The following is a 21042-nucleotide window of genomic DNA, read 5'->3' on the forward strand; positions in this document are numbered from 1 at the left end:
AATTTTCTGTAGAGTTAGGTACGTGAGCAGAATGCGTCAAGGCCTTCGGATCAGCGAGTCATGCAGAAGTCAGATGAAGCGGATCAAGCGTCAGGTAGGCAATCAACAAAATAAGCTAACTATTTGACATAAAACGAGTTTTTAAGGAATTTCGCTTGCCAATCGCGAATCCTGGGCGCATCGTGGAACATGAGGGACAAACCGCTCCTGAAGGGAAGGTTTTCCATGCGCTACGGATTTTCGGTTCGCCTGCACGAAGACGTCAGTTCCCGAGTTCGGGCTGTATTGCGGTCCGGGATTGCCATCAATCTGACTGCTGTCGCCGAAGCCGCGCGACTGCAGAACCTCGCCGAGAATGTTGCGCGCGAAGACATCGAATGGCTCGTCATGCAAGCAGCCCAGCTCTACGGGGCGGCTATCGAGTTCGACGGCTTCGCGGAAACCGATCTGACGGAGTTCGCGTGCCCCGAACTGATGCAAAGCAGTCCCGCGCCGGGCTGGGACGCCTTGGAAGACGAAGCGTCCGCTTCGCCGGATCCTGGCCGTCAAACACACTGAGCGCGTGTGAGCCCCCGCCATGCTGCCGCCACGTGCTCGGAAAAAAGCCCGCCGCAATGGCGGGCTTTGGACTGCTGGAGCTTTGGTGGACGAAGGCCTCTCGGCCCGGTCCGACATTCATCCGATGTATTCGCCTTAGCGGCGGGCGATCAGCAGGCACAATTGGCGCAGATCGCTGTCGTAAGTGCCTTCGCTGAGCACGTCAACGCAGCGCTTCTTCATCCTGGCCAACTTGTCGCCCGACATGTCGGCAACGACCTGAGGCAAGCTGGGATTGCTGGGGTTGCTGGGATTGGAAGGGCTGCCCGGGTTGGACGGATTGCTCGGATTGGTACCACCGCCGATCCCGACACCGGCGCCGACATTGATGCCGCTGCCGATCCCGACCCCCGCGCCAGCCCTAACGCCGCTGCCGATACCTACCCCCGCGCCGGCAGCAATGCCACCGGAACCGCCGATCGTCGCGCCGGCACCGGCGTTGATGCCGCTTCTGCCCCCGACCGATGCGCCGGCGCCCGCCGCGATTCCGCTGGAACCGCCAACCGTCGCGCCGGCACCGGCGTTGATGCCGCTACTGCCGCCCAACGACGCACCGAGGCCTGCCTTGATGCCGCCGCTGCCGCCAACCGTCGCGCCGGCACCGGCGTTGATGCCGCCGCGACCGCCAACCGTCGCGCCGAGGCCGGCTTTGATGCCGCCGTTGCCGCCGATGGATGTTCCAACACCAACGGCAATTCCGTCCGCGGCATTCACGGGCATCGAGAGCATGAAAATAACTGCGCTGCCTGCCACCGCATCGGTGATTGTTTTGATTAAGGTGGTCATAACACTCTCCTTGCTGTAGTTGCGCTGAACAGCCCGCGACGTCGCCGGTTGCATACCTACTAATTTGCAAGAAGATGATCGGTTTCGTTGCCGATCAGCTCGCTGGCCTCATGGTATATTTTCAAATAACAGCCGCGTGAAATTTGTAGTGAAATTTTCCGAAAGTTTTACTTGGGATGGCCTCTACCGATTGAAGCGATGCGAGACTCAGCTGATGGCGCCGCAACAGACGAACGTTGCGACGGTCGGCGGCCAAAGAAGGCGAATTCCTAATCAGCAAACCACAACATCAAACCTACCTACGGTAATAGAACAAGGGGGGCCGAGAAGATCCGCGCTGCGCGGGTTTGCTTCACTGTGCTGCGTCATTTTTGCCGGAACCTTTCCATCACCCGGGTTGTTTTTTCTGTAGTCGCCACATGATGATAACCCAATGATGGAGATCAACATGCTTACGAAAATCGTGACAGCTTCCATACTTGCAGCCGGTCTGGCGACCGCGGCGATGGCCCAGAACGCCGGGTCGGACAACAATGCGCCTGGCAGCGAGAAGAGCATCGTCGTCCAGCCCAAGCCGAACGGTATTGACCCTGGCACGACCCGCAGCACGATGGGCACGACGGGTACCATGAACTCCAATGCGGATGAAAACTGCCCTGCAACCCCGCAAGGAGCTCAACCCGATGCATCCAACAAGCCTGCCGGGACGGTTTCACCGACTGTCAACGACAACAATTGCGGTAAGTAGTCAGCCGCGCCAATCGGGCTTGCCATCGCGGGCTTGCGGCAGCAGGACCGGTCAGGACTGGTTTTGCTGCCGATCATGGAACGATGTATGGGCCGACCACCCGCGAGATCCAGCGTTGGAATCAAATCCGCTTGCGTTCACGCTTTACGTGGTCGCGCCTTGGATTTGCTTCCGTCCTTGCTGGCGGCCGGCTTAGGCTGGCGTGCTTTCGGCTTCGGTCGGCTGGCGGTCTCCGGCGCGGCGGTTTCTGCGTCGATTTCGGCGGTAGCCTGATCCCAATGCTGCTGATGCGCCCCGTCGGGCCTGCCTGCCTGTTCCCAGATCGCGTGTGCTCGCTGGCGAATCCGTTCCTGCCTGTCCGTCACTGATACCTCCGTCGGCTCGGTTGATGCGTAAGCAACCTTGTTCTAGCTGAAATTTCGACCGGCGTCTTGAGCGGCAGGCGACACCGTCATTGAACCTCTCTGTCACACAGGACGGCGACCCCGAGGAGCGCCGCCTTCTTGATGATCAGCCCTTCAAGGTCCGCGTCCGAGCGCTCGGTTCCGGTGCGTTCGCGCAACAGTGCTATCGCCGCCTTCATCGACAGCAGGCCATCGCCTCGTTCAGCAAGCAGTTTGTCGACGGCGGCGGCCACGTTGACCGGCTCGACATGCGGCAGCATGGGAATGGCTCCTTTCCTGTTTCGAGACGACAGCGGCTCCATCCCGATCGCTCGGGATGGAGCTCTCATTTGATAACTTAGGCCGTGACCTTCCAAATCCGGTTCGCGGTTTGGCAACGCCGATCACTCGATGACCTGCACGATCTTGCGGGTGTCTGGGTCGACGAGCACGGTGCGATTGCCGACGACGACGTATCTGTACCGCACGTCTGGAACATCGATCGGTTGCAGCTCGACCGTATCGGGCAACGTGGAACCGATATTGAGCTCCACCCCCAGAAGACTGATCGACGCCAGCGGGTGCTTGTGGACGTATTCGCGGATGACCGTCTGCTGTTTGGGCGTGACAATCACCTGGTCCGCGGTGGCCACGCCGACGCCGGCAAGCAACGCCAATCCCGCCGCAGCAGGAACAAGGTGGATTTTCATCGTCTACTCCTGTTGTTACGGGCCTCGCCCTTACAATTGCGACGCGGCATTCCGGTCGAAGCGGCGAACCCTCTAGGCAAACGCCCACGCCACCTTGTTGTTCCGTAAGTGGCGGCTAATCGAACAGCGGTGAAGTGCCCGCGCGATGCGGCGAATGGACTGCGAATGAGCTTGCGGTGGCCCGCGTCGCAAGACGCGGGCCGATCGGTTTCCCGATCAGCAGCGATACCGGAGGGGGGTGATATCTACTGCGTCTGAAATAACATTTAGGACAAGCTAATGTTCCTCAGCGAGTGCAACAAACCTGCCGGCGCGAGCGGCGCGAAGTTGCCGCTCGTCGCTGCTACTGCTTTGGCGGCTGTGGCGGCACCTCGCCGGGCTTGATCACCGGGGTCTTGCCCTCATCCGGCGGTGGCGCCGCCATGCCCTGATCGCCCGTTGGCGGCGGCTTCAGGACCCCACCGCATGGCTCGAGCGTATCGGACAAATTGTTGCCGGCCGGCTTCTGCTGCTGGCTGTTCTGGTCCGGCGGCTCGACTTTGCAGCGGTCGGATTGCGCCTGTTCGCCCGGCTGCGCGGCCGCCGGCACCGCCAGCAGCAGCGCACCCAACATGTACGGCAAGAAAATGAGCGGTCTCATGTCGAGCTCCTTTCGCGCCAGTATCTTCTGAATGTGAAGGCGGGCCGGCGCGATTGGTTCCGTCGTGCGGCAATGCGCGCGGACCGCAGCGGCCCGGAACCGGCTGCCAGACTTATGAGTTCAACCACTGAGCCAATTCAGGGCCGCTGACATTATGGAGAACCGGCGATGGAACCGCGCAGCAAAGAACGAACCGACGACGAGACGGAGAGCCCGACGATCGAGCAGCAGGACTGGGATGCCATCCGGAGCGGGAGAATCCTCCCTGACGGCGTGCCGCAAAACGGCGATATTCGCTATGACGTCGAGAAGAGCGGCGAACTGCCGGAGGAGGACGACGATAACGCTTACCAGGACAGCGACGAGGCCTTGCCGGACGATACGGATGAACGTGTCATTTCGCGCGATCTCGCAGGCGAAGGTGGCCCTTTCGACGAGGAATGAGCCGCCGCCTGCTTTCAATTCGGGAGGTCGAAGAGCGGCTCCTGGCAGCGATAGACCAGACATTGACCGTCACGCGTCTTGATATACGCGGCGCGCGGCACCTGCGGCCAGTCGCATTCATTGCCGAATTGGCGGACGTAACGGTCGTAGGTGTTCTGGCCGGTGGTGAGCACGACAGAGCGATGCCTCTGGATCAGAAGCTGCGTCTGTTCGCATGTCATCGCGCGGCTGTCCGGCCGCGCGTCGGCCGTTGCGGCAAACAGAAGCGCCCCGGCTGTCAGGACTGCCGCTTGTGTCTGGACCTTGGCAAGCATGACACCATCTCCCATGCCTAACGCGCATCTTGGTCGGGCAGCGCCGGATCGAGCCGCCCTGTCGCGAAAGAAAGATCGTACAGAATGCGAGCAAAAATGCAAAAAGCCCGCCGCACCTTTCGGCGCGGCGGGCTCCAACTGAACGTCACTATTTCGGCGGGCTTGGGCGGCTTATTCCTCCTTCACCGGCCCGAACCGGCGCACGATAACCTCGAAGACGATGTCCGAGATCCACATCGCCGAGACGCCGATCAGAAAAGCCGCGGCCAGCGTCGTGGTGTCGTCGTCCGGAGAAGGAATGGGCAGGCCGGCGGCGCGGAAATAATGCACGACCGGCAGCGTCAGATAGGCCGCCGCCAGCGCGCCGCAGATCGGCGAGGCCACCATTTCGCGGACCTTGTAGCGGTGGCGCGACAAGGCCCGCAAAATGCCGCCGGACAGGCCGGCGACCAACACCGGCGCCTTGATGCCCAGGACGTCGAGCAATTCGTGCATCATGGCGTCCACCCGCACCATCTGGCGCCCTGCCCGTTGAAGGCGTTCATCTCGTCGAGCTCGGGCCGGCTCATGGCGGCAACGACCGGGGAGGATGGCCGGCGCGGCTGGTTGTGGTCGCACCAGACCTGGCGCGGATTGCCGGCCGGCGCGGTTGTCGTGCAGCCGGCGAGCACCACGCAGAGGATCAGCGCCTTGCCCATTTCTGAGCCTCCGCCCTTGCTGCCGCATCGGCCATGCCGGCGGCCTTGCGCTCTTCGGCGGCGGCCTCGCGCCTCATTTCCAGACGATCCTCGGCGGCCGCGACTTTTGCCTCTGCCTGTTTGACCGCCTCCTTCCTCGCCCGGTTGATGCCGCCGGCAACGTAAAGGCCGATGCCGCCCGCCACGGCAGCGAATACCGTCATGACGAGCTTGTTGCCGATGATGGCGCTGAGAATGCTGAGAAGCGCTGCCATCACAAGTCCTCCGCGCGGCGGCGGCGCAGGAACTCGGTCAAAACGCCGTTGATCACAAGAAACCAGGGGAACCATTCCCCCGGAACGACCGGCGAAAGAACCTGCGGGTCGACATAGGTGACGATAATCGCGATGACGCCGATGGCCGCCTGAAGCCGCGCCCAGAATATTGTCTCGCTGTCGCGGAAAAAGCTCTTGATCCGGGTCCACATGTCATTTCCTTCCGAATAGCTTGAGGATGGCTGATAGTTTGAGGATGGCGGCGATCAGCGCTGCCCAGAAGCCGGGCTTGGCGACAGCCACGGGAGGTACAGAGGGCGTAGCGGTCGCTTGTGGAACGGCGATTGGCTTAGCGGGCTCTGGCGGGGCTGCGGGGACGACCGCGGACGACACCGGACCGGCAGACGGCCAGGGCGTGTCCTTGATGCGCGACCATTTGTGATAGGCCTCGGCAAGCCTGGTATCGTAGGCGTTCTTGCGATAGCCGGCGCCGTTGTAGCCCTTGGCGAATCCCGACCAGTCATGATTGCGCAGATTGTCGTCGAGCCGCTTCTCGACGATGAAATCGATCGCCGCGCCGAGCTGCAGCGCCTCGTCCGCCATCATCGCCTCGGCCATCGCCTGCACGGTAAGGAAGCCTGCCGCCTTGAAATTCTCGCCGAGAACCTGGCCCAAGCCCCATGAGGCCGATTTGAGCGCCGCGGTTTCGTCGATCGCACAAGCTGCTCTGAGCCGTGGGTAGCTGTCCCTGGGATAGGGCTTTGCGCCCCACTTCGGATAAGCGAGGCCGGCGGCTACCGCTTGTGCCCGCTTGGCACCCGACAGGTTGCGGTAGAAGACGTGCGGTTCGAACAGGATGACCGGCCGGCCAACGGCGTCGAAGCCATGCCCGCTGGTCTCGACATCGAGGAACGCGTGCATCTCGTCCTCGCCGACGCCGATCCGGGCACCGAGTTTCGGCAAGTCTATATCATCGAGGCGCCTGGCGGCGCCCCTGAACGTCATGTCCATGGGCAGTCCTTTCCGCCCTCGCGGGCAAGGTTTTGAGGTTGAAAAAGCAGATGCGCGGCGGCAAAGCAGAATTGGGCGGCAGCCCGCGCCGATGTGGCAAGGAAGGTTGATGTTTTCGACCCGCCGTGTGAAATGGCCGCGGGATGGTGCACATGTCTGATGATGAACAAACCGCTGCGGCGCGCTGGTCGGTGAAGTCCGAGCTCCGCGCCGTTGCTCGCGACAAGCCGTTGCTCGCGGTGCTGGCGGCGATCCTCTGTCTCTATTGTGCGTTTATCGCCGGACCGATCGTCTATGCGGTGCTGGCCATCAACGGCATTGCGGATTTCTTCAAATGAAGCCGGTTCCGGCGATATCGCTGCGGTCAGGCGCGCTGCGTTTTCGGCCCCGAAATTGCTTGGCCTGGATGAAATTGCCTAGCCGGGATGAAACTGTTCCCGTCTATCGTTCGTAGCTTTAGCGGGAGGACACGTGACGATAAGAATCAGGCTTCCGGGCGGCACCTTGAAGATCAAGAAAAGGAGCGAGCTGCGGCGCCGCGAGCAGAACCGCGAGGTGCCGGTTTGGCAGGTCGGCAATTACTTCGTCATCTGGTGGCCGAGCGGCGTGTCCGATCGCCCATCCTCGCCCAGAAAATCCTCGCCCAGGAAATAGCCCGCGCACCCGACGATCCCGACTGGGCATGCCGCCTCGGTGATCAGGAGCCGCCGTGCGCGCCAAAACCTCAAAGCCGCTCGACTAGTCCCAGAAATAGTCAGCGGGCAGGCATTGACTCTTCCGCAGCGGAAGGCGATGCTGCATTGCACAATTTGGGGCGGCGGAAGCGATGGCAGTGCGTATCAGAATGCCGGGCGGCACGCTGAAGGTGAAGGTGTACCGCGAATTGCGCGACCGCGAACGCGCCCGCCGCATACCCGTCGTCAAGATTGGCCGGATTTATTTCACCTGGTGGTCGAACCGCCAGCGCCTGGTTGACGATCAGTCGCCAGGGTGACGCATGAATTTTTTCGGCTGCCATGCGCCTGGGAAAGCCCGCCCCGACCTCCGCCGGCCAGTTTGCAAAATAAGTTGATGAGGCTGCTGTTGACTCTCCCGTAACGGAAGGTCTCTACTTACCGCATTGCACGAAAATTGCTGCGTTGCACAACGGGAGTTGGACCGATGGCAGTGCGTATCAGGTTGCCTGGCGGCACTCTGAAGATGAAGACCTATCGTGAGTTGCGGGCCAGGGAACGCGACCGCCGCGTGCCTGTGATGAAGATGGGCTCGCTGTATTTTGTCTGGTGGTCGAAAAGCCAGGACCCGCACCAGAAGCCGCAGGACAGCAGACGGTAGCGGCTCCGCCGGCGGCCGGTCCGCGTCGGCGATGGACCCTGGCAATTCCGAAATACCGCCCAGCTATAGGATTTCTGGTCGGCCTGCTGTGCCATCGTTGGTGCGCACAGCATCCCGAGCGGCCCTCGCAGAGCAATTCTTCTGACGTCTTTTCGGCGATTTAAAACGGCGTCCAGACTGGCGGCCGCGGGCGTTTTGCAAGCTTGCAAACCGCCGCCGCTTGTCGCAATAGCTAAGCCGTGAGGAGTCGCATGGATGATGGAGACTGACCTGCTTATTGCGAACAGCCAATTTCGGTTGTCGGTTCAGTTAGCCGAAGGGCAACTAATCCCACCCACAATCATTGCTACGGACCTCGAAGACGCGGCGCCGGCATTCTTCGAAGGGGTACACCAACATTGGAAGCATTTCAGATTCTTTGAGCAATCGCGGCCTTTCGCTGAGAGGTTGTCAAAGCCGCACTTCGACCGTAACTGATATGCCATTCGTTCCATCATTCCTCTACCGCCTAGCCGGCATCACCTCCGGTCCCGCGACGAAGCTAAGTTTGCGGAGCGTCCGCAGTTTGCGGCGAGGCAAGCATGCGATCGGAGAAGAATGCATCATCAACGGCGTCTTTTCCTTCGATCGCGCTGATGCAAAGATCACCGTTGGAAAAAGATCCTATATCGGCAAGAGCCACCTCGTCGCGGCTGAGAGGATCGAAATCGGGGATGACGTGATCATTAGTTGGGGTACCACAGTCGTCGATCACAACTCCCACGCGACGGGTTGGCAGGACCGCAAGGAAGATATCGCCGACTGGCATCAGGGAAAAAAGGACTGGTCGAAGATCACCATTGCGCCAGTGAAGATTGAAGACAGCGTCTTTATCGGCTTCAACGTCATCATTCTCAAGGGCGTAACGATCGGCAAGGGATCGGTCGTTGGTGCGGGGTCTGTCGTCACAAAAGACGTGCCGCCCTTCAGTATGGTCGGCGGTAATCCTGCAAAGCAAATCGGCGGCGCTACTGCTAGATCAGCGACTTGAGCACAGAGCTCCGGCCATGTAGGCCATGCTGCGCATCGCCATGTTGGGTGCAAACCTGAGAAATTCGGTCCGCAGTCTGTGTTTTACCCATCCTTTTTTTTCGCCAGCCAGGTGCTGTTCATAGGCGAGGTCGTGCGCAAAAACCTTTAGCCGTTCGACCTTTAGCCCGGACGTTTTGAGAAGGTTTTCAAACGTTTGGGTCGTGTAGAAGTTGATATGCCCATACGGCCCTGACATCCGAATGGCCTTGCTGAGATCTCGCGTATGCTCCAAAGGCACCTCGATATAGAGCTTCTTGCAGACCCGAGCCGCCTCCCTCAGAAACATCCGTTCGTGTTCGACGTGTTCGACGACGTGAATGGCAAGCCCGAGATCGAACGACTTGTCGGGATGAGGGATGTGATAGCCGTCGAATACGTCGATGCTGGCCAGTTTGGCGATTTTTCTTGCCTTGATGGCCTCGACGCCGCTCTTCGAAATCTCGACGGCGCCAAGCTTCTTACCGAGCCCCTTCCTGTTCAGCTTATCCAGCACCGCACCTTCGCCAGCCCCGATGTCAAGAATCCTGTCGAAGAACTGGCCTTGAATGATCGCTTCGATGTGGCCGACCGACTGGTTTGAAGCTATGTCCCGTTTTGCGGCTACTTTTCCATCGGCGTAATAGTCGTCATAGATGTCGATGATGCTGCCGGCATGCGCCATGGGACAATCCTCCAAGGATAGCCCCCGCCGACCTCATCCTGCCATTGCCTGCGAATGGCGTCCAGCGTCGACTACGCCGCCGCCTACCCAGACCTCAACGAGACCCTCAATGTCGCCGTCAGGAACCGGGATTTCGCGGCTGTGTGTCGAATCCTTCGGCCTTGCGATCACGATCATCGCGCCCACCACCACCCATTCCTCGCCCTCCTCGAGGTCGGTGATGATTTCGCCCTTATGCTGAATAGCGAATGCCATTGCTTATCCCCTTTCCGCGACGTGTTCGATGAAGCGAAGCGCATTACCATCGTGGCCCGCATCATTGAAATGCAGTCCTTCCTGATAATGGCCTGAGTTGATGTAATCGAACCCATCGATCGGGACTGCCAGCACATTGCGCGACCGGTAGGTTTGGCGAATAGAACCAAGCGCAGCGTCATAGGTTCGCCCGCCTGTGTAACTCGCGTCCCACGCCGCCGAGGGCCGCGTTGGCGGGACGACGATGATGCGGGGAGCCAAAGCCGCTTCCAAAGTATTGAGGATCGTCGTGATTGTAGACGAAATGGCGGATGGTGCGGTGCCAAAGCTGTCGTTGATGCCCAGCGCAAGGACAGGGACAATTTTGCCGCCAGCGTAGCTGCATTGAGCGATGGACGAGGCAAGGCGCGCTGCATTGAAGGACGAGAACGTATAGCTCCCGTGTGCCGCGCGCAGCGTGCGCAGGCGCGGACGCGAGCCGGCCGCCTTGACGCCAAGCCGGATGAGCCCGGTGATCTCGACAGGCCCAACGACAGCCGTGAGCGTGTAATTGCCGCTTGCCGCCTGCCCGGTGAGCGACGGCCCCGAATACTGGTCAAGCGCCAGGGCGCCGGCGCAGTTGACGGTTTTGTAGGCCGCGCCGCCGTTGAAGGCGAAGGCAAGCGATCCCTGGGCGGCGTCCTGGGTGTAGTGGACGTCGACCTGTTCATAGGCGCCAGTGAACGCCAGGGACGCGCCGGCGGCGAGGATGATGCTTTCGCCGATCGGCCCTCGCGACCCTGTCGACACGCTGCCGGCGGCCGTGACGCCGTAGAAGGTTGGAACGTAGGTGGAGCTCGGCCGACAAGCAGTCATGCCCGGTTCATCGTCGGCAATGCCGATATTGGCAAAGCGGGTAACCAGGTTGAACCAGTGTTTCGGCCCGTCGCTGGCAAGCGCCCAATGGCCGATGCTATCGGCGATCAGACAGAGCACATCGTTGTTGGCGATGTGTTCGGCCATCTTCGCGCGAAACCCGTCATAGAGGTTTTGCAAAGAAGGCCGGCGCGGAATGAAGAAGCGCTTGCCGCCGACCGTCGGCTTGCCCGGCCCCCAGAGGCCGTCGCCTGATGCAGGGATGGCCGTCAGGGCAAAGCTTCCAGGCGGCACATAGGGATTGGGGTGAGCGGCCGCCGCCGACGCAAACAGCGCAGTCGCATCGACGACGCCGTTCGGATCGGCGCCAGCAAGCAGGTTCATGCCGGTATTGCTGGCGCCGCCGGCCAAAGCTCGGTCGGCATCGGCGAGCAGACCGGTCTTGATCGTAAAGCGGACCTCGCACCGATGCTGCGCAGACGATGCTACGGTCGCGCCATTCGACAGCGCGCCTGCCTTGATCCACGCCGGGATGCCTTGCGGGTTGGCGCTGTTTTGGAACTTGTAGGCGCCACCGCTGATCGCCGGATATTTGCCGGCTGGGATCGGGATACCCAGCGGGATATGAGCGACGCCGTTGATCAGCGTCACGGCATAGGTGCTTAGGACGTTGACGACCAGCCCGCCGAGATAGTCCACCACATGAATGAGCGCAGCGCCGGCGCCGGCGCCAGCGCCGACGTCGACCGCTGTAATATAGCCGTCGGCCGGCGCTGGCGTCTGCATGATGACGCTGTAGCTGCCCGGAACATCCGACCCCGTGTTGACCAGCGTCGGCCAACCGATTTCCTGGCTAACGCCGACAGCGGAACCGAGACCGTTTGCCGTGGCATAGGCAGCACGCGCCTTGACGGCGACTTCGCCGGTGAAGGTCGCCTTCCACTGCGGGCCATTTGCCGCGCCTATGGTCTTGGCAGTGTGCGAGCCCGGAACTGTGGCCGTGAACCACTCGACTTCGCCGTTCGGAATTGCCCCGGCGGTATAGTACCAGCTGCCAGCGCCGGTGCGCTGGACGCCCATGACGCTGCCGGCAGGCTTCAGGATCGAAAGCCCTGAAACAACAGACGACGGGCCAGCTGGAACAGATATTGTTTGCTCGGAAACGAGGCTAAGCGTCCCGTCGCCCTCGACGTGGGCAATGACGATGTGGGCCGTCCCCGGCGTGGCGCCAAATCCAAGTTCCAAGACCGACAAATATTCATCGACCGTCGACAGCGATCCGGGCCAGAAATAGACACTGTCGTTCGTAATCAACGTGCCGCCGACGGAGCCGGTGATCGGAACTGGCCCGACGACCCGTGAGCTGATCAGGGCAATTTCCGCCGGTGCCGCCCGGACACCCGTATCGACGGCAATCGGTCCGGCCCCGACATTGTACAACCCCAAAGAACCAGTCGAAACTTCGGTCCAGAAATACTCGCCGACATCGACATTCCTGCCCAGCACCGCCGCGGCGGCGGCGCCGGCGAGCCCTGCCGACGCCGCAAAACTGAACGTCGGCGCCACTGTGTAGGAGCCCGGCGCCGTGATCAGTATCTGCGTCAGCGCCCCGCCCGCCACCACGAAGCGGCCGGCGGCGCCCGAACCGGTCCCGCCGGTAAACGCCAGGTCGAACGTGCCGTTGGCGCCGCCGGAGCCGGCGGTGATCGCACCGTTGCCGGCGACGCCGAGGCCGATTGCCGCCGCCGTCGTCGGGAAAATGCCCTTGCCGTAGAGCGAAGCGTCACGTGCGGCCTGGGCGCTGATGACGGCGGCCGCGGCGGCGACGGCATCGGAATTGGTGGCAACCCGGTCGGCTGTGGTTTGTCCGGCATTCGCGGCGGAAGCGGCGGCACTGGCGGATGCCTGGCCGGCGCTGGCGGCGGCGGCATCCTTCAGCGCCTGGGTTTCATCGCGCAGCGCTTCGACCTCTTCGACCACGTCGGCGATGTCGGGCGGAACGGATGCGGCGATGGTGATGGCATCGGCGCCGACGGCCGGCTCGTCGGCCGTGAACTCGAACACGCGGTCGGCATTGACCGATCCGATCTGGGTATGGACCGTCGTGCCCTTCTGCAGGGTGCGCGTAGAACGGGCATCGGCGGCGCGGAACCAGTCGCCTTCGCTCGCCGTGTAGATGCCGTTCTGCGTCGGGTCGGCCTGGTCCTTGACCAGCACGCGGTCGCCGATTTCGGCCGGCACGCCGTCGATGGCCTGCAGGCCGTACAGGAGGATGTCGACCGTGGTTGCGAGGCGCACGGGTTCGCGTTCGCCGGTCAGGAGGCGAACGGCGGCAGTTGCAGGTCGGGACATGAGGGCTTGCTCCATAAAAAAAGCCCCGCATAAGCGAGGCTGGAAGGGGTTCGGTGCTGGTGTGGGAAAGCTAAGCTACGCGGCCGGACACCGCGCTATTCGGCGCAGCCGGTGTATTCACGGACGATTTTGCGGATAGTGAGCAACGCGGTCCAGGGCTACAGCAATCCGCCAATCAGCCTTCTTGTGCCGCCCATTGCCGCCAGCCCGCAGGCCATGCCCGCGCAGTCGGCGACCCAGTCGAGGACATCCATATCGCGCGCGATCAGCTGCGCGCCCTGAAGCAGCTCGATCGCCGCGCCGGTGATGGCGAGGAGCACGACCAGCCTCGTCTTGTGTTCCGGCCAGCCGAGGCTTCCAAGCGCCGCCAGCACAGCGAACGCCGCGGCGTGGTTGAGCTTGTCGTGCTGGAAGGTGAAGCCCATGTCCAACTCCTGCAGGAAGCGCACCGGCGAAAGCGCGAGCAGGAGAACACCGGCCAAGGTAAGCAGAAAAGCGATCCTTGCCACGGTCGGAAAAGTGTCTGTGCGCAACAGGTCAATCCTTCATCTGAAACAGGAGGCGATCCGGACCGCCAACTGACCGCCCGGCGGTTAGCAGGCCATAAGCCAGGATCGTGACCACAATCAGACCGCTGTCCCGATGGCGGCACCAAACCCCGGAGTGGTTGCCATCGACGGAGTGGCGTACCCACCGGTGATCGCGCCAGCACTGATCTGGTCGAGCCGTGCATCACTTTGGGAGCAACGGAAGCACGTTCTCGTCAAGAAACTTCAGACGGCTGCCCAACATTTCGGCGTAGGCAGGGGTCGCCGGCACGTTGACGGGGATAATGTCCGCGACCGACTTTCCCTCTCGCGCGGCTTCGACCCACTCTTCCATGGCGCCTATCTAACCGTCCAGGGCAACATGGGGTGGACGCTGTCTAGATTCGGAGCGGCGTCATTCATGTTGTTCGCCTTCTGCTTTTGCCATCTTCTATTAGCCCAGCGCGCATAATCTCCAGCATCGCTGTGACGCTGTATATGATCGGCCCTGGTAGGGGTAGTATGTTTTGATACATGATCTGCCCCACCGTCGTCTCATCTCGAACATTAGCCTATAATCCTTGCGCACGCCAAAACCGTCGTGACTCGTCTATGCGTTCACTTCCAACCGGACCAAAGCGGAAGTAAACTCCGCCACCATTCAGAATGTGTTTAGGTGATTTTGTCGCGCTTCCATGGCGAAGACTTTGTATCGCGCCACGCACGCCAGCCTAACGGCAAATCCGCCAACTGTGCAACAGTTCCATCAAGCTCGACCACCTCGACCAAGGCCACTAAAATTAGGTCATCTTGATCAACTTCAGCTTCATTTCCGTAGAATTGCCACGACTCATTATCGTCGCCGTCATCATCATGTGACACATACGCAATCCAGCCGCCCCCCCTAAATATCTTCCGAGTCGAAATAACGGCTGTGTTTTTTGGGTTTTCGAACTTCCATTCGGTCATATGTCACCTATTTATTCGATCTTTCTATATTCTCAAACACAGCCGTAAGACGAAGATTTTTATGGCTATTTGATCCTGACGATTTTGTCTTGTCAGCGGGATTAACCGGATCTATGTGATCGATGTGAGCTTCATTTTTTGGAGGAGTTACGCCTCTTTTGCTTTTCTTTGCTGGAATTATTTCTATACCACTCTCATCCGATCTCAAAATTCCATCATTCACCCTTTTATTTTCCTCGAAAATAGCTATCCTCTGCTTCTTTGTTGGATCCTTGCCGGACGCAACGTTGGGAGGATCTTCCAAATGCGTATAGGGCCTCCTTATTTCTCGGGCCTTGCCGGTCGAGATCGGAATCTCTTCTGCATTGACAGAAACCGGGGGAGCCCCACTATCCAGTACGATATCAGGTTTAGCATTCGCAGAACGCCCGGCAAGCCTTGCCACCACCTGGCTGCCAACTGCACTGAGCCCCTCGGCAAGGACATTGCCGCCCGCCTCCCAAAGCGCGCCGTTGGCAATTCCCCAGGGGACGCTCTGTCCTGTGTTGAAGGCGTATGCCCCGCCATAAGTGCCACCCGCCACACCCCCGACGCCAGTTCGGGCAGCAAGACCGATCAAGCCGTTCTCTGCCGCCGCGCCAACGCTTGCCCGGCCCAGCAAACCGAACAAACTCTCCGCCAGGTCATATCCGCTTAAGCCGGTGCCGAGGGCTTCCGCCGCCCAACCGGCCGAACCGGCCCGGTCCTCGGCGTCCTCGGTCTTGGCCTGTTCATCTTCGAGGAGGTGCTGGTAGTTTCCTCCCGACCAAGCGGAGTCCAGCCCGGCGGAGATCGCATCCGCACCGCCGGCGGCCGCGCCCTTAGCCGTGAGGCCGCCGACATCCGAGAACGCCAAGCCGAATTGCTGTAGCCACGGCATGGTGCTGTACTGGGCTTGGGCCGGATGTTCCCCGATCCACGCCAGCCCGTTCTTGAGCACTGCAACCTGGGCTTCCAACGACTCTGGCGCGACGTTCGGATCTTGGGCGGCCTCGGCTCGCCACTGGGCTTCCGCCGCCACAGAAATGGGTTGTCGCCTTGCGGGCATCAGGATCGCGAACCGCCAGGACGATCGAACTCAACTTGGCAAGGCGTTTTTCGAACGGCACACCTTGGTCGATGTATTTCGCCGCCTGCTGGCCAGCTACGGCCCAGGGCATTGGCAGTATTCGGTCGAAGCCCAACTCCTGCTGAGCAGCGACGGCCCAGGTGACGGCAGCCTTATAATCCTCAGGAGCTGTGATCTTGTCCCAGTCCGGAGCATGGTTCGGGAACAGTTGGCCGACGTAACCGGCGGGATCGGCGCGCCTGGCACCCAGCACCAATTGCGCGGCGCCGGCCCTTATCTCATATTGCTCCCGCTCTTCCGGCGAGCCGTAGGGGCCGGGTTCAAAATCCCGAATCTGGGCGTGTATCGCCTGGTTCGGAACGGGTCGCATGTCGAAAACCGCGCGGCCGATATCAGCCGTTATGTCGAAGGCTTGGAGACGCTTGCCGCCATCTTCGGCGCCGTACACGGCAGTGAAGTCTTCGGCACCCGGTGTCTTGCCAGAATAGCTGCCGGTATTGGCAATGGCAGCCGGCGCGTTCTGCAAGGCGATGTCGATGTTCGTGCGCGCATCGACCAGGCTTGCCACAGTCGCTACCTGCGCCTTCTGGCCGAGATCCTGAACCGTGTCCGGTGACAAGTCGGCAATCCAGGGTCCTGCGGCAGCCCAAGCCGTATTTCCGACGGGCCCCACGGAACCCGTGCGGATAGGTGTTTCGTCGGACGGAAGGCCACCTACGGGCGCTTCGCGCGTCGCCAGCACGCTGGACCCACTCGCCCGAGGTCCGCCCACAGCTTCGATGGTATCGTCCTTAAGTCCTGCCGTCCGTTGAGACCGGCCCAGTCCCCAGCACCTCCGCAGCGCGCTTCGGGTCCTTGGCGATCATCGCCCGGACAAGCGCCTTTGCCGTGTTGCTGCGCCAGTCGGCCTCGGCCGCCTGGCGGGCCACCGGGTTGCCCATCTTGCCGATCAGCTCGAGCCCGCTCTGCCTGATCGCCTCGAATGTTCCTGTGTCGTCCGGGTCGCCCTGGGCGATGGCGCTTGTGTAGCCGTCCTCGACCTTGCTCCACTCGGCCTGCTCATAGTTCTGGCGCCGCGCGTGCTGCTGCGCGGCCATGCGCGCCGAGCCGGCGAGCCGCAGAGCCTGCTTTTGGGCGAGGAAATTGGCGCGTTCGCCCTCCGGCACTTTCGCCGCGGTGTCGTCGAAGATCTGGTCGAACAGGCCGGGCTTGACGACGCCGTCGCTGCGCGGATCGAGCTGGCCATACATGAAGTCGTGCAGGCCGCCGCCGTCGGCCGGCGCGGTCTGCACCGCCACGGCCTCGGCGTGCGCTATGCGTGCGTTCAGCTCGCGGCCGATAATGTCGGCATCGAAAGCGTCCTGCTGCTGCTTCTGTTGCTTGAAGCGCTCGGCAATCGCCGAGAGCTCGTCGCCAAAGCCTTGCATGGCGGCGCCCACCGGCGAGCCGCTGGGATAGGAGGCCACAGTGCCGGTATCGAGGCGGCGCTGGGCAAGCTGGAGCGGGATGGTGGCCATCAGTAGAGGCCTCCACCCGGCGCCGGCGGGAAGGCGCTTCTGCCGAACGTCACCGCCCTGGCCGGGTCGTAGAGGCCGGAGATGCCCGACACGAGGTTGCCGCCGGCCTTGAAGATCGAGGCGCCGACCGCCTGCCTGCCGGAAAAGCGCGCGATCGCCGCCTGCGTGGCGAGACCGTTCTGGCGCAGCTGCGAGCCGTACTGGATCGCCTTGAGGTCGAGCTGGCCCTGCCTGGCATTGGCTGCCAGCACCTCGGTCGGCGAACCTGCGATGGCGACGCCCGAAGCGCCGGCCTGGGCACGCGCCTGGGCCTGCAGCAGATCCTGCTTATGGCGCTCCTGGCCCTGCTCGAAGGCCGAGCTTTGGGCGTCGGCCCGCGCCTGCTGTTCATAGGCTTTGGCCTGGTAGTCGGCCATCTGCTTCGACTGCTGGCCTTCCGCCAGCGCGCCGCCGACCGAAAGCGCCGTACCGATAAGAGCTAGTGTGCACATGGTCAGCCTCGTTCGCCGGCGGGAATGAATTTGCTTTTGATGCCGTCGACCGGCGCACCGATCGAAGGCCGCCGGTCGAGCACGCCGCCAGGGCTGAGGAAGGACAAAAGCAGCCGGTCGGCCTGGATCGCCGGGCGGCTGAGACGCGATGGCGCGACGGCCCGCGGGCCGGCCATGGCGGTGCGCCGGATGGTGGTCAGGTTGACCTTCAGGTCGACGGCGCCGTCGGCATCGAAAAGGCCGTTGGCGGCGATGATGGCGCGGCTCAAGACATCGGCCGCGAACAGCTCCTGGCGCAGCTGTTCGATCAGCCAGTGGACGGTGCGCCAGCGCTCGCCGAGCGCCTCGGCCTTTGTCCTGACCTCGTCGCCCGGCGCCGGCGTGGCGGCGACGGCTTCGGCGGGGGGTTCGTCCAGGGGGGCGCCAACGCGGCGCTCGTCCGCGTCCTCGATGGTTTTCTCGATCAGCGCGATTTCAGCGTTGCAGTCGTCCAATGCGGCACGCGCCGCCGTCAAATTGCCGGCGCCGAAGATCGCGTGAAACTTTTCCGTTTCCAGCTCGCCCTTGCGGGCGATCGCATCGTTGAGGTCGGTGTCGAGCAAGGCGCGGATGGCAGCGAAATCGGCAGCCGTCCGCGCCCTGCCGAGGTCTTCGGCATGGGGGATTTGAGTCACGGGTGGGTTCCTTGGTTGGGGAAGCGATGGAGGACGGAGCGGGTGATCTCCCCCCTCGAGGGGGAGATGGCCGGTAGGCCAGAGGGGGTCGTCTCGCGTGGGGCGCCGGCGTTCTTCCCCCGCGATGGAGGCGATAGGAGGCCGCGTCAGGACGAACCGACCCCCTCTGTCGCCTTCGGCGACATCTCCCCCTCGAGGGGGGAGATCAGCAGTTCCTAAGGCTCGGCGTCGAACACCGGTGTCATCGCCCTGATCGTGCAGGGCGTTGGATTGACGTGGCGGATCTTCACCCGCCCCTGCCCTTCCCAGCTATCGTCGATTGGCACCTCGACATTGCCGGTGAACAATTTCGCCACGCCGTCGGGTGCAACCACGGACGGGATGCGAACCTGCTCCCAGCGGCCGCGGATGAACGACTGGACCTGAAGCCCGGTTGTGTCGGTTTCCAGCAGCGAAAGAATGAGCTTGGCCACCTTCTTGCGCCGCCCGACGATCGATCCGTCGCGGCCGCCGACATCGAGCTCCAGCGTGTTGGCTTCGGACTGGTAGCCGAGCCCGACCTGCCATTTGGCTGCCGTAGTCCCATCGGGCAGCGAGACCGCGCCAGCGGCCACAGCAAGGCCCTTGTAGACCTTGCCATCGGCCAGGACGTCGGCTGTTTCGCCGTTGAGATGATCAAGCCCTGAGACCGTGCCCACAGCGACGCCATCATAGGTCAGGCCGCAGTCGACTTCGAATGCATCGCCGATCCCGCCATACTCAAACGGCGCGGTCTTTATTTCGATATAGCGCCTGGTCACGCCGCCGATCGTGCGTTTGACGATCAGCCAGAGATCGTCGTTGCCGTCCTGGCCGGGCGTCACCACGGCGCTTTCGACAACGGCCCAGTTCGATCCTGCGAAGCTTCCGGCGATCTGGTGGATGTGCATGCCGCGAACGTCCTGCGACGGCTGGTGCGTGTAGCCGCCGAGTTCGCCATCCCCGAGCGGGAACCACAGCAGCGGATCGGGGTCGGTCTGGAAGGCGAGTTCGACGACGCCTTTCTTGGGAATGTGCTCCGATATTTGACCGACATCGTCGGAGCTGAAGCGGCCGGTGGCGTTTTGCGTCAGCTCGGCGATCGATTTCCGCGAGCGGGTGACATAGAGGAACGACTGTCCCGCATCGACAGGACGCAGCGGGGCACAACCGAAAGTCCGCGACCGGCGGTTCTTGAACGAGGACGGCGTCAGCGCCTCGTCGATGCCGGAACCCGACAGCGCCCTCACCCCGCCAAGCGTTCCGATGATCAGCGCGCCGTCCGATTCCGCCACCCACGTAATGTCATTGGCCTGGCCGCCGCCGGCCTGCACGAATTCCAGCGCGTCGGTGTCTTTCTCGCCGGTGGCGAAGTTGTCGAAATCGCCGGTTTGCGAGGCATAGACCGAGAATTTGCGGCTGAACGCCAGGCGCTCCTCGTAAAGCGAACCGCTCTGGACATACTTGCCGGGCACGAACGTGCCGAGACGCCAGCGAATGATCGGGCTGAGATCGGGCAGAGCATGCCCGTACAAATGGACCGTGACCACCGTGGTGCTGGTCCGGGCAACGATCTTGGCCCAGCGCCAGAAGCCATCCGCGCCAAGCAGACGAATGGCGCGGCCGATATCGCTGGTCTGGAAGCCGATGCCGTCGTTGATGCCGACGATCGAGGAGGCCGAAAGATCGAACGGCGTTTGCGACGGCGCGTATTCGTGCAGGGCCAGTTCGGCGATAGCGGTTCCGTCGCTGCCGCCACCTGAAAACAGCAGCTGATAATATTCGTAGGCAACCGTGTTGTTGAAGCCGTCGAAGAAACGGGTTTCCGACTTGGACCAGCCCGTCTCTCCGTCCCGGCTGTCGAGCGTCGTCCAGTCGGTGTCGTTGTGCGAGGCCTGGAATTGCCACTGGGTCGGCGATGCAGTGTCTGAGATCATTCGTGGCGGTAATCCAGTAGGCGTCGACCGTCTTGGCCCCGCCGCCGCCGAACTGGTAGCGCAGATACCCGCTCGGAAAGCCCGCTATGTTCTCCCCCTTCTGCTTGTCGCCATCGAACACCTGCCACACGTCGGATGAGCCGTTGCTGTTGCTGACCGTGCCGCTTGGCAGCGTATTCGCGACCATGACCGGCATGGCGTTGCCGGTTGCGGCCGGCGTTAGCGTCGTGGCCGTGGTGTTGATCTTGTCGTATGGGCCGTCGAGAAAGACGAAATCGGCGAGCGTCCAGGTCGTGTGCGCGGTGCGCGTCAGCACTTTGACCGGATGATCCTTGTGGGTGATCCACATCTGGTCTGCCGACTGGACGAATTGCAGGTCGAACAGATCGGCCTCGGGATAAGGCGAAACGACTTCGACCGTGCCGACGCGCGCGCCATAGGCATAGACGCGGATGTAGAGATCGCCGAATTCGAGCGCATAGGCCTGATCGGCCGAGAAGATGAACGGGATCAGCCGTGTCGCCTTTGACGGAGCCTTCACCTGCGCGCAAAAATACGTGCCGCCGCGTTTCCTGATGCCGCCATGCGGCAGCGTGACGAAGTTCGTGCATTTCGACAGCGCCGCCCGGTAAAGGTCGAGCGAGGCGCGAGCATGCAAGCGGGGAGAAATCTCGCCGCGGATGAAAG

General features: G+C 62.1%; 32 protein-coding genes. 11 read left to right on the top strand and 21 right to left on the bottom strand.

Annotated features, from left to right (window positions below):
* Positions 1–225 precede the first annotated feature (225 nt).
* Positions 226–558 carry a hypothetical protein gene (locus tag NKH90_RS15300; RefSeq protein WP_352491006.1) on the top strand — a complete coding sequence of 111 codons (333 nt, stop codon included), beginning with the start codon at positions 226–228 and terminating at the stop codon, positions 556–558.
* Between the two features lie 135 nt (positions 559–693).
* Here the strand turns inward: NKH90_RS15300 and NKH90_RS15305 are convergent, their stop codons facing one another.
* The gene (locus NKH90_RS15305; RefSeq protein ID WP_352820044.1) at positions 694–1383 is read right to left on the bottom strand and encodes a hypothetical protein; all 690 of its coding nucleotides are present in this window, start codon (positions 1381–1383) and stop codon (positions 694–696) included.
* Between the two features lie 433 nt (positions 1384–1816).
* Between NKH90_RS15305 and NKH90_RS15310 the strand changes: the two genes are divergently transcribed.
* Positions 1817–2131, top strand: coding sequence for a hypothetical protein (locus NKH90_RS15310; RefSeq protein WP_352474216.1), 315 nt, complete (start codon positions 1817–1819; stop codon positions 2129–2131).
* 137 nt (positions 2132–2268) lie between these two features.
* On the opposite strand, the gene NKH90_RS15315 is transcribed toward NKH90_RS15310, so the two are convergent.
* The 4 genes from NKH90_RS15315 to NKH90_RS15330 all read right to left on the bottom strand — a co-directional run bounded on the left by NKH90_RS15315 (position 2269) and on the right by NKH90_RS15330 (position 3864).
* Positions 2269–2496 (bottom strand): DUF2934 domain-containing protein, encoded by a 228-nt coding sequence (locus NKH90_RS15315; RefSeq protein WP_352474214.1) that lies wholly within the window; start codon positions 2494–2496, stop codon positions 2269–2271.
* Positions 2497–2582: 86 nt separating this feature from the next.
* Positions 2583–2795, bottom strand: a complete 213-nt coding sequence (locus NKH90_RS15320; RefSeq protein WP_352452715.1) for a hypothetical protein — start codon at positions 2793–2795, stop codon at positions 2583–2585.
* Positions 2796–2918: 123 nt separating this feature from the next.
* Positions 2919–3224, bottom strand: coding sequence for a DUF1236 domain-containing protein (locus NKH90_RS15325; RefSeq protein WP_352474210.1), 306 nt, complete (start codon positions 3222–3224; stop codon positions 2919–2921).
* A 343-nt stretch (positions 3225–3567) separates the two neighbouring features.
* Positions 3568–3864 carry a hypothetical protein gene (locus tag NKH90_RS15330; RefSeq protein ID WP_352474209.1) on the bottom strand — a complete coding sequence of 99 codons (297 nt, stop codon included), beginning with the start codon at positions 3862–3864 and terminating at the stop codon, positions 3568–3570.
* Positions 3865–4032: 168 nt separating this feature from the next.
* Here NKH90_RS15330 and NKH90_RS15335 point away from each other — a divergent pair, with 168 nt between their 5' ends.
* On the top strand, positions 4033–4308 hold the full coding sequence (locus tag NKH90_RS15335) for a hypothetical protein (protein ID WP_352819977.1): 276 nt from the start codon (positions 4033–4035) through the stop codon (positions 4306–4308).
* 14 nt (positions 4309–4322) lie between these two features.
* Here NKH90_RS15335 and NKH90_RS15340 read toward each other — a convergent pair whose 3' ends face one another.
* From NKH90_RS15340 to NKH90_RS15365, 6 genes are all read right to left on the bottom strand, one after another.
* Positions 4323–4622, bottom strand: a complete 300-nt coding sequence (locus tag NKH90_RS15340) for a hypothetical protein (RefSeq protein ID WP_352474206.1) — start codon at positions 4620–4622, stop codon at positions 4323–4325.
* A gap of 171 nt (positions 4623–4793) precedes the next feature.
* Entirely contained in the window at positions 4794–5117 is a 324-nt protein-coding gene (locus NKH90_RS15345; protein WP_036245970.1) for a hypothetical protein, read from the bottom strand.
* Entirely contained in the window at positions 5117–5320 is a 204-nt protein-coding gene (locus tag NKH90_RS15350) for a hypothetical protein (protein ID WP_352491004.1), read from the bottom strand. The genes NKH90_RS15345 and NKH90_RS15350 overlap by 1 nt, the downstream gene beginning before the upstream one ends.
* The gene (locus NKH90_RS15355) at positions 5305–5574 is read right to left on the bottom strand and encodes a hypothetical protein (protein WP_352474202.1); all 270 of its coding nucleotides are present in this window, start codon (positions 5572–5574) and stop codon (positions 5305–5307) included. The genes NKH90_RS15350 and NKH90_RS15355 overlap by 16 nt, the downstream gene beginning before the upstream one ends.
* Positions 5574–5786 (bottom strand): hypothetical protein, encoded by a 213-nt coding sequence (locus NKH90_RS15360; RefSeq protein WP_352819978.1) that lies wholly within the window; start codon positions 5784–5786, stop codon positions 5574–5576. Before NKH90_RS15360 ends, NKH90_RS15355 begins: the two co-directional genes overlap by 1 nt.
* A gap of 1 nt (position 5787) precedes the next feature.
* Positions 5788–6585 (bottom strand): N-acetylmuramidase family protein, encoded by a 798-nt coding sequence (locus tag NKH90_RS15365; protein ID WP_352819979.1) that lies wholly within the window; start codon positions 6583–6585, stop codon positions 5788–5790.
* Positions 6586–6737: 152 nt separating this feature from the next.
* Between NKH90_RS15365 and NKH90_RS15370 the strand changes: the two genes are divergently transcribed.
* The 5 genes from NKH90_RS15370 to NKH90_RS15390 all read left to right on the top strand — a co-directional run bounded on the left by NKH90_RS15370 (position 6738) and on the right by NKH90_RS15390 (position 8950).
* Complete coding sequence (locus NKH90_RS15370) at positions 6738–6923, top strand: hypothetical protein (protein ID WP_352474196.1); 186 nt, start codon at positions 6738–6740, stop codon at positions 6921–6923.
* A 133-nt stretch (positions 6924–7056) separates the two neighbouring features.
* Positions 7057–7239 (top strand): hypothetical protein, encoded by a 183-nt coding sequence (locus NKH90_RS15375; RefSeq protein ID WP_352491000.1) that lies wholly within the window; start codon positions 7057–7059, stop codon positions 7237–7239.
* Positions 7240–7411: 172 nt separating this feature from the next.
* The gene (locus tag NKH90_RS15380) at positions 7412–7579 is read left to right on the top strand and encodes a hypothetical protein (RefSeq protein ID WP_352458144.1); all 168 of its coding nucleotides are present in this window, start codon (positions 7412–7414) and stop codon (positions 7577–7579) included.
* A gap of 167 nt (positions 7580–7746) precedes the next feature.
* Complete coding sequence (locus NKH90_RS15385) at positions 7747–7920, top strand: hypothetical protein (protein ID WP_352452704.1); 174 nt, start codon at positions 7747–7749, stop codon at positions 7918–7920.
* Positions 7921–8398: 478 nt separating this feature from the next.
* On the top strand, positions 8399–8950 hold the full coding sequence (locus NKH90_RS15390; protein ID WP_352819980.1) for an acyltransferase: 552 nt from the start codon (positions 8399–8401) through the stop codon (positions 8948–8950).
* Here NKH90_RS15390 and NKH90_RS15395 read toward each other — a convergent pair.
* The 6 genes from NKH90_RS15395 to NKH90_RS15420 all read right to left on the bottom strand — a co-directional run bounded on the left by NKH90_RS15395 (position 8939) and on the right by NKH90_RS15420 (position 15589).
* Positions 8939–9652, bottom strand: a complete 714-nt coding sequence (locus NKH90_RS15395) for a class I SAM-dependent methyltransferase (protein ID WP_352819981.1) — start codon at positions 9650–9652, stop codon at positions 8939–8941. The genes NKH90_RS15390 and NKH90_RS15395 overlap by 12 nt on opposite strands.
* Positions 9653–9685: 33 nt before the next feature.
* Positions 9686–9907 (bottom strand): hypothetical protein, encoded by a 222-nt coding sequence (locus NKH90_RS15400; protein WP_352819982.1) that lies wholly within the window; start codon positions 9905–9907, stop codon positions 9686–9688.
* Positions 9908–9910: 3 nt separating this feature from the next.
* On the bottom strand, positions 9911–13114 hold the full coding sequence (locus tag NKH90_RS15405; RefSeq protein WP_352819983.1) for an SGNH/GDSL hydrolase family protein: 3204 nt from the start codon (positions 13112–13114) through the stop codon (positions 9911–9913).
* 158 nt (positions 13115–13272) lie between these two features.
* The gene (locus tag NKH90_RS15410; protein ID WP_352819984.1) at positions 13273–13647 is read right to left on the bottom strand and encodes a hypothetical protein; all 375 of its coding nucleotides are present in this window, start codon (positions 13645–13647) and stop codon (positions 13273–13275) included.
* Between the two features lie 666 nt (positions 13648–14313).
* Positions 14314–14610, bottom strand: a complete 297-nt coding sequence (locus tag NKH90_RS15415; protein ID WP_352472061.1) for a hypothetical protein — start codon at positions 14608–14610, stop codon at positions 14314–14316.
* Positions 14611–14617: 7 nt separating this feature from the next.
* Positions 14618–15589 (bottom strand): hypothetical protein, encoded by a 972-nt coding sequence (locus NKH90_RS15420; protein WP_352819985.1) that lies wholly within the window; start codon positions 15587–15589, stop codon positions 14618–14620.
* On the opposite strand from NKH90_RS15420, the gene NKH90_RS15425 reads away from it, so the two are divergent.
* Positions 15582–16334 carry a hypothetical protein gene (locus NKH90_RS15425; protein WP_352819986.1) on the top strand — a complete coding sequence of 251 codons (753 nt, stop codon included), beginning with the start codon at positions 15582–15584 and terminating at the stop codon, positions 16332–16334. The genes NKH90_RS15420 and NKH90_RS15425 overlap by 8 nt on opposite strands.
* A gap of 175 nt (positions 16335–16509) precedes the next feature.
* On the opposite strand, the gene NKH90_RS15430 is transcribed toward NKH90_RS15425, so the two are convergent.
* From NKH90_RS15430 to NKH90_RS15445, 4 genes are all read right to left on the bottom strand, one after another.
* Positions 16510–17235 carry a hypothetical protein gene (locus NKH90_RS15430; protein ID WP_352819987.1) on the bottom strand — a complete coding sequence of 242 codons (726 nt, stop codon included), beginning with the start codon at positions 17233–17235 and terminating at the stop codon, positions 16510–16512.
* On the bottom strand, positions 17235–17726 hold the full coding sequence (locus NKH90_RS15435; protein ID WP_352819988.1) for a hypothetical protein: 492 nt from the start codon (positions 17724–17726) through the stop codon (positions 17235–17237). The genes NKH90_RS15430 and NKH90_RS15435 overlap by 1 nt, the downstream gene beginning before the upstream one ends.
* 2 nt (positions 17727–17728) lie before the next feature.
* Positions 17729–18400, bottom strand: a complete 672-nt coding sequence (locus NKH90_RS15440; RefSeq protein ID WP_352819989.1) for a hypothetical protein — start codon at positions 18398–18400, stop codon at positions 17729–17731.
* A 215-nt stretch (positions 18401–18615) separates the two neighbouring features.
* Positions 18616–20355, bottom strand: a complete 1740-nt coding sequence (locus NKH90_RS15445; protein WP_352819990.1) for a phage tail protein — start codon at positions 20353–20355, stop codon at positions 18616–18618.
* A gap of 143 nt (positions 20356–20498) precedes the next feature.
* Here NKH90_RS15445 and NKH90_RS15450 point away from each other — a divergent pair, with 143 nt between their 5' ends.
* Together NKH90_RS15450 and NKH90_RS15455 are read left to right on the top strand one after the other, a co-directional pair.
* Positions 20499–20684 carry a hypothetical protein gene (locus NKH90_RS15450; protein WP_352819991.1) on the top strand — a complete coding sequence of 62 codons (186 nt, stop codon included), beginning with the start codon at positions 20499–20501 and terminating at the stop codon, positions 20682–20684.
* Between the two features lie 171 nt (positions 20685–20855).
* The gene (locus tag NKH90_RS15455) at positions 20856–20987 is read left to right on the top strand and encodes a hypothetical protein (protein ID WP_352819992.1); all 132 of its coding nucleotides are present in this window, start codon (positions 20856–20858) and stop codon (positions 20985–20987) included.
* The last annotated feature ends 55 nt before the right edge of the window (positions 20988–21042 follow it).

The sequence above is a fragment of the Mesorhizobium sp. M0898 genome (assembly GCF_040319695.1).
Lineage (GTDB): Bacteria > Pseudomonadota > Alphaproteobacteria > Rhizobiales > Rhizobiaceae > Mesorhizobium.

What these genes read in the sequence shown, in the direction of transcription:
- NKH90_RS15365 (WP_352819979.1), bottom strand. Translation starts at nt 6,585, where the DNA reads ATGGACATGACGTTCAGGGGCGCCGCCAGGCGCCTCGATGATATAGAC.
- NKH90_RS15355 (WP_352474202.1), bottom strand. Translation starts at nt 5,574, where the DNA reads ATGGCAGCGCTTCTCAGCATTCTCAGCGCCATCATCGGCAACAAGCTC.
- NKH90_RS15335 (WP_352819977.1), top strand. Translation starts at nt 4,033, where the DNA reads ATGGAACCGCGCAGCAAAGAACGAACCGACGACGAGACGGAGAGCCCG.
- NKH90_RS15320 (WP_352452715.1), bottom strand. Translation starts at nt 2,795, where the DNA reads ATGCTGCCGCATGTCGAGCCGGTCAACGTGGCCGCCGCCGTCGACAAA.
- NKH90_RS15360 (WP_352819978.1), bottom strand. Translation starts at nt 5,786, where the DNA reads ATGTGGACCCGGATCAAGAGCTTTTTCCGCGACAGCGAGACAATATTC.
- NKH90_RS15400 (WP_352819982.1), bottom strand. Translation starts at nt 9,907, where the DNA reads ATGGCATTCGCTATTCAGCATAAGGGCGAAATCATCACCGACCTCGAG.
- NKH90_RS15310 (WP_352474216.1), top strand. Translation starts at nt 1,817, where the DNA reads ATGATGGAGATCAACATGCTTACGAAAATCGTGACAGCTTCCATACTT.
- NKH90_RS15445 (WP_352819990.1), bottom strand. Translation starts at nt 20,355, where the DNA reads ATGATCTCAGACACTGCATCGCCGACCCAGTGGCAATTCCAGGCCTCG.
- NKH90_RS15345 (WP_036245970.1), bottom strand. Translation starts at nt 5,117, where the DNA reads ATGCACGAATTGCTCGACGTCCTGGGCATCAAGGCGCCGGTGTTGGTC.
- NKH90_RS15390 (WP_352819980.1), top strand. Translation starts at nt 8,399, where the DNA reads ATGCCATTCGTTCCATCATTCCTCTACCGCCTAGCCGGCATCACCTCC.
- NKH90_RS15330 (WP_352474209.1), bottom strand. Translation starts at nt 3,864, where the DNA reads ATGAGACCGCTCATTTTCTTGCCGTACATGTTGGGTGCGCTGCTGCTG.
- NKH90_RS15405 (WP_352819983.1), bottom strand. Translation starts at nt 13,114, where the DNA reads ATGTCCCGACCTGCAACTGCCGCCGTTCGCCTCCTGACCGGCGAACGC.
- NKH90_RS15395 (WP_352819981.1), bottom strand. Translation starts at nt 9,652, where the DNA reads ATGGCGCATGCCGGCAGCATCATCGACATCTATGACGACTATTACGCC.
- NKH90_RS15340 (WP_352474206.1), bottom strand. Translation starts at nt 4,622, where the DNA reads ATGCTTGCCAAGGTCCAGACACAAGCGGCAGTCCTGACAGCCGGGGCG.
- NKH90_RS15370 (WP_352474196.1), top strand. Translation starts at nt 6,738, where the DNA reads ATGTCTGATGATGAACAAACCGCTGCGGCGCGCTGGTCGGTGAAGTCC.
- NKH90_RS15455 (WP_352819992.1), top strand. Translation starts at nt 20,856, where the DNA reads ATGAACGGGATCAGCCGTGTCGCCTTTGACGGAGCCTTCACCTGCGCG.
- NKH90_RS15415 (WP_352472061.1), bottom strand. Translation starts at nt 14,610, where the DNA reads ATGACCGAATGGAAGTTCGAAAACCCAAAAAACACAGCCGTTATTTCG.
- NKH90_RS15380 (WP_352458144.1), top strand. Translation starts at nt 7,412, where the DNA reads ATGGCAGTGCGTATCAGAATGCCGGGCGGCACGCTGAAGGTGAAGGTG.
- NKH90_RS15430 (WP_352819987.1), bottom strand. Translation starts at nt 17,235, where the DNA reads ATGGCCACCATCCCGCTCCAGCTTGCCCAGCGCCGCCTCGATACCGGC.
- NKH90_RS15305 (WP_352820044.1), bottom strand. Translation starts at nt 1,383, where the DNA reads ATGACCACCTTAATCAAAACAATCACCGATGCGGTGGCAGGCAGCGCA.
- NKH90_RS15385 (WP_352452704.1), top strand. Translation starts at nt 7,747, where the DNA reads ATGGCAGTGCGTATCAGGTTGCCTGGCGGCACTCTGAAGATGAAGACC.
- NKH90_RS15325 (WP_352474210.1), bottom strand. Translation starts at nt 3,224, where the DNA reads ATGAAAATCCACCTTGTTCCTGCTGCGGCGGGATTGGCGTTGCTTGCC.
- NKH90_RS15300 (WP_352491006.1), top strand. Translation starts at nt 226, where the DNA reads ATGCGCTACGGATTTTCGGTTCGCCTGCACGAAGACGTCAGTTCCCGA.
- NKH90_RS15350 (WP_352491004.1), bottom strand. Translation starts at nt 5,320, where the DNA reads ATGGGCAAGGCGCTGATCCTCTGCGTGGTGCTCGCCGGCTGCACGACA.
- NKH90_RS15435 (WP_352819988.1), bottom strand. Translation starts at nt 17,726, where the DNA reads ATGTGCACACTAGCTCTTATCGGTACGGCGCTTTCGGTCGGCGGCGCG.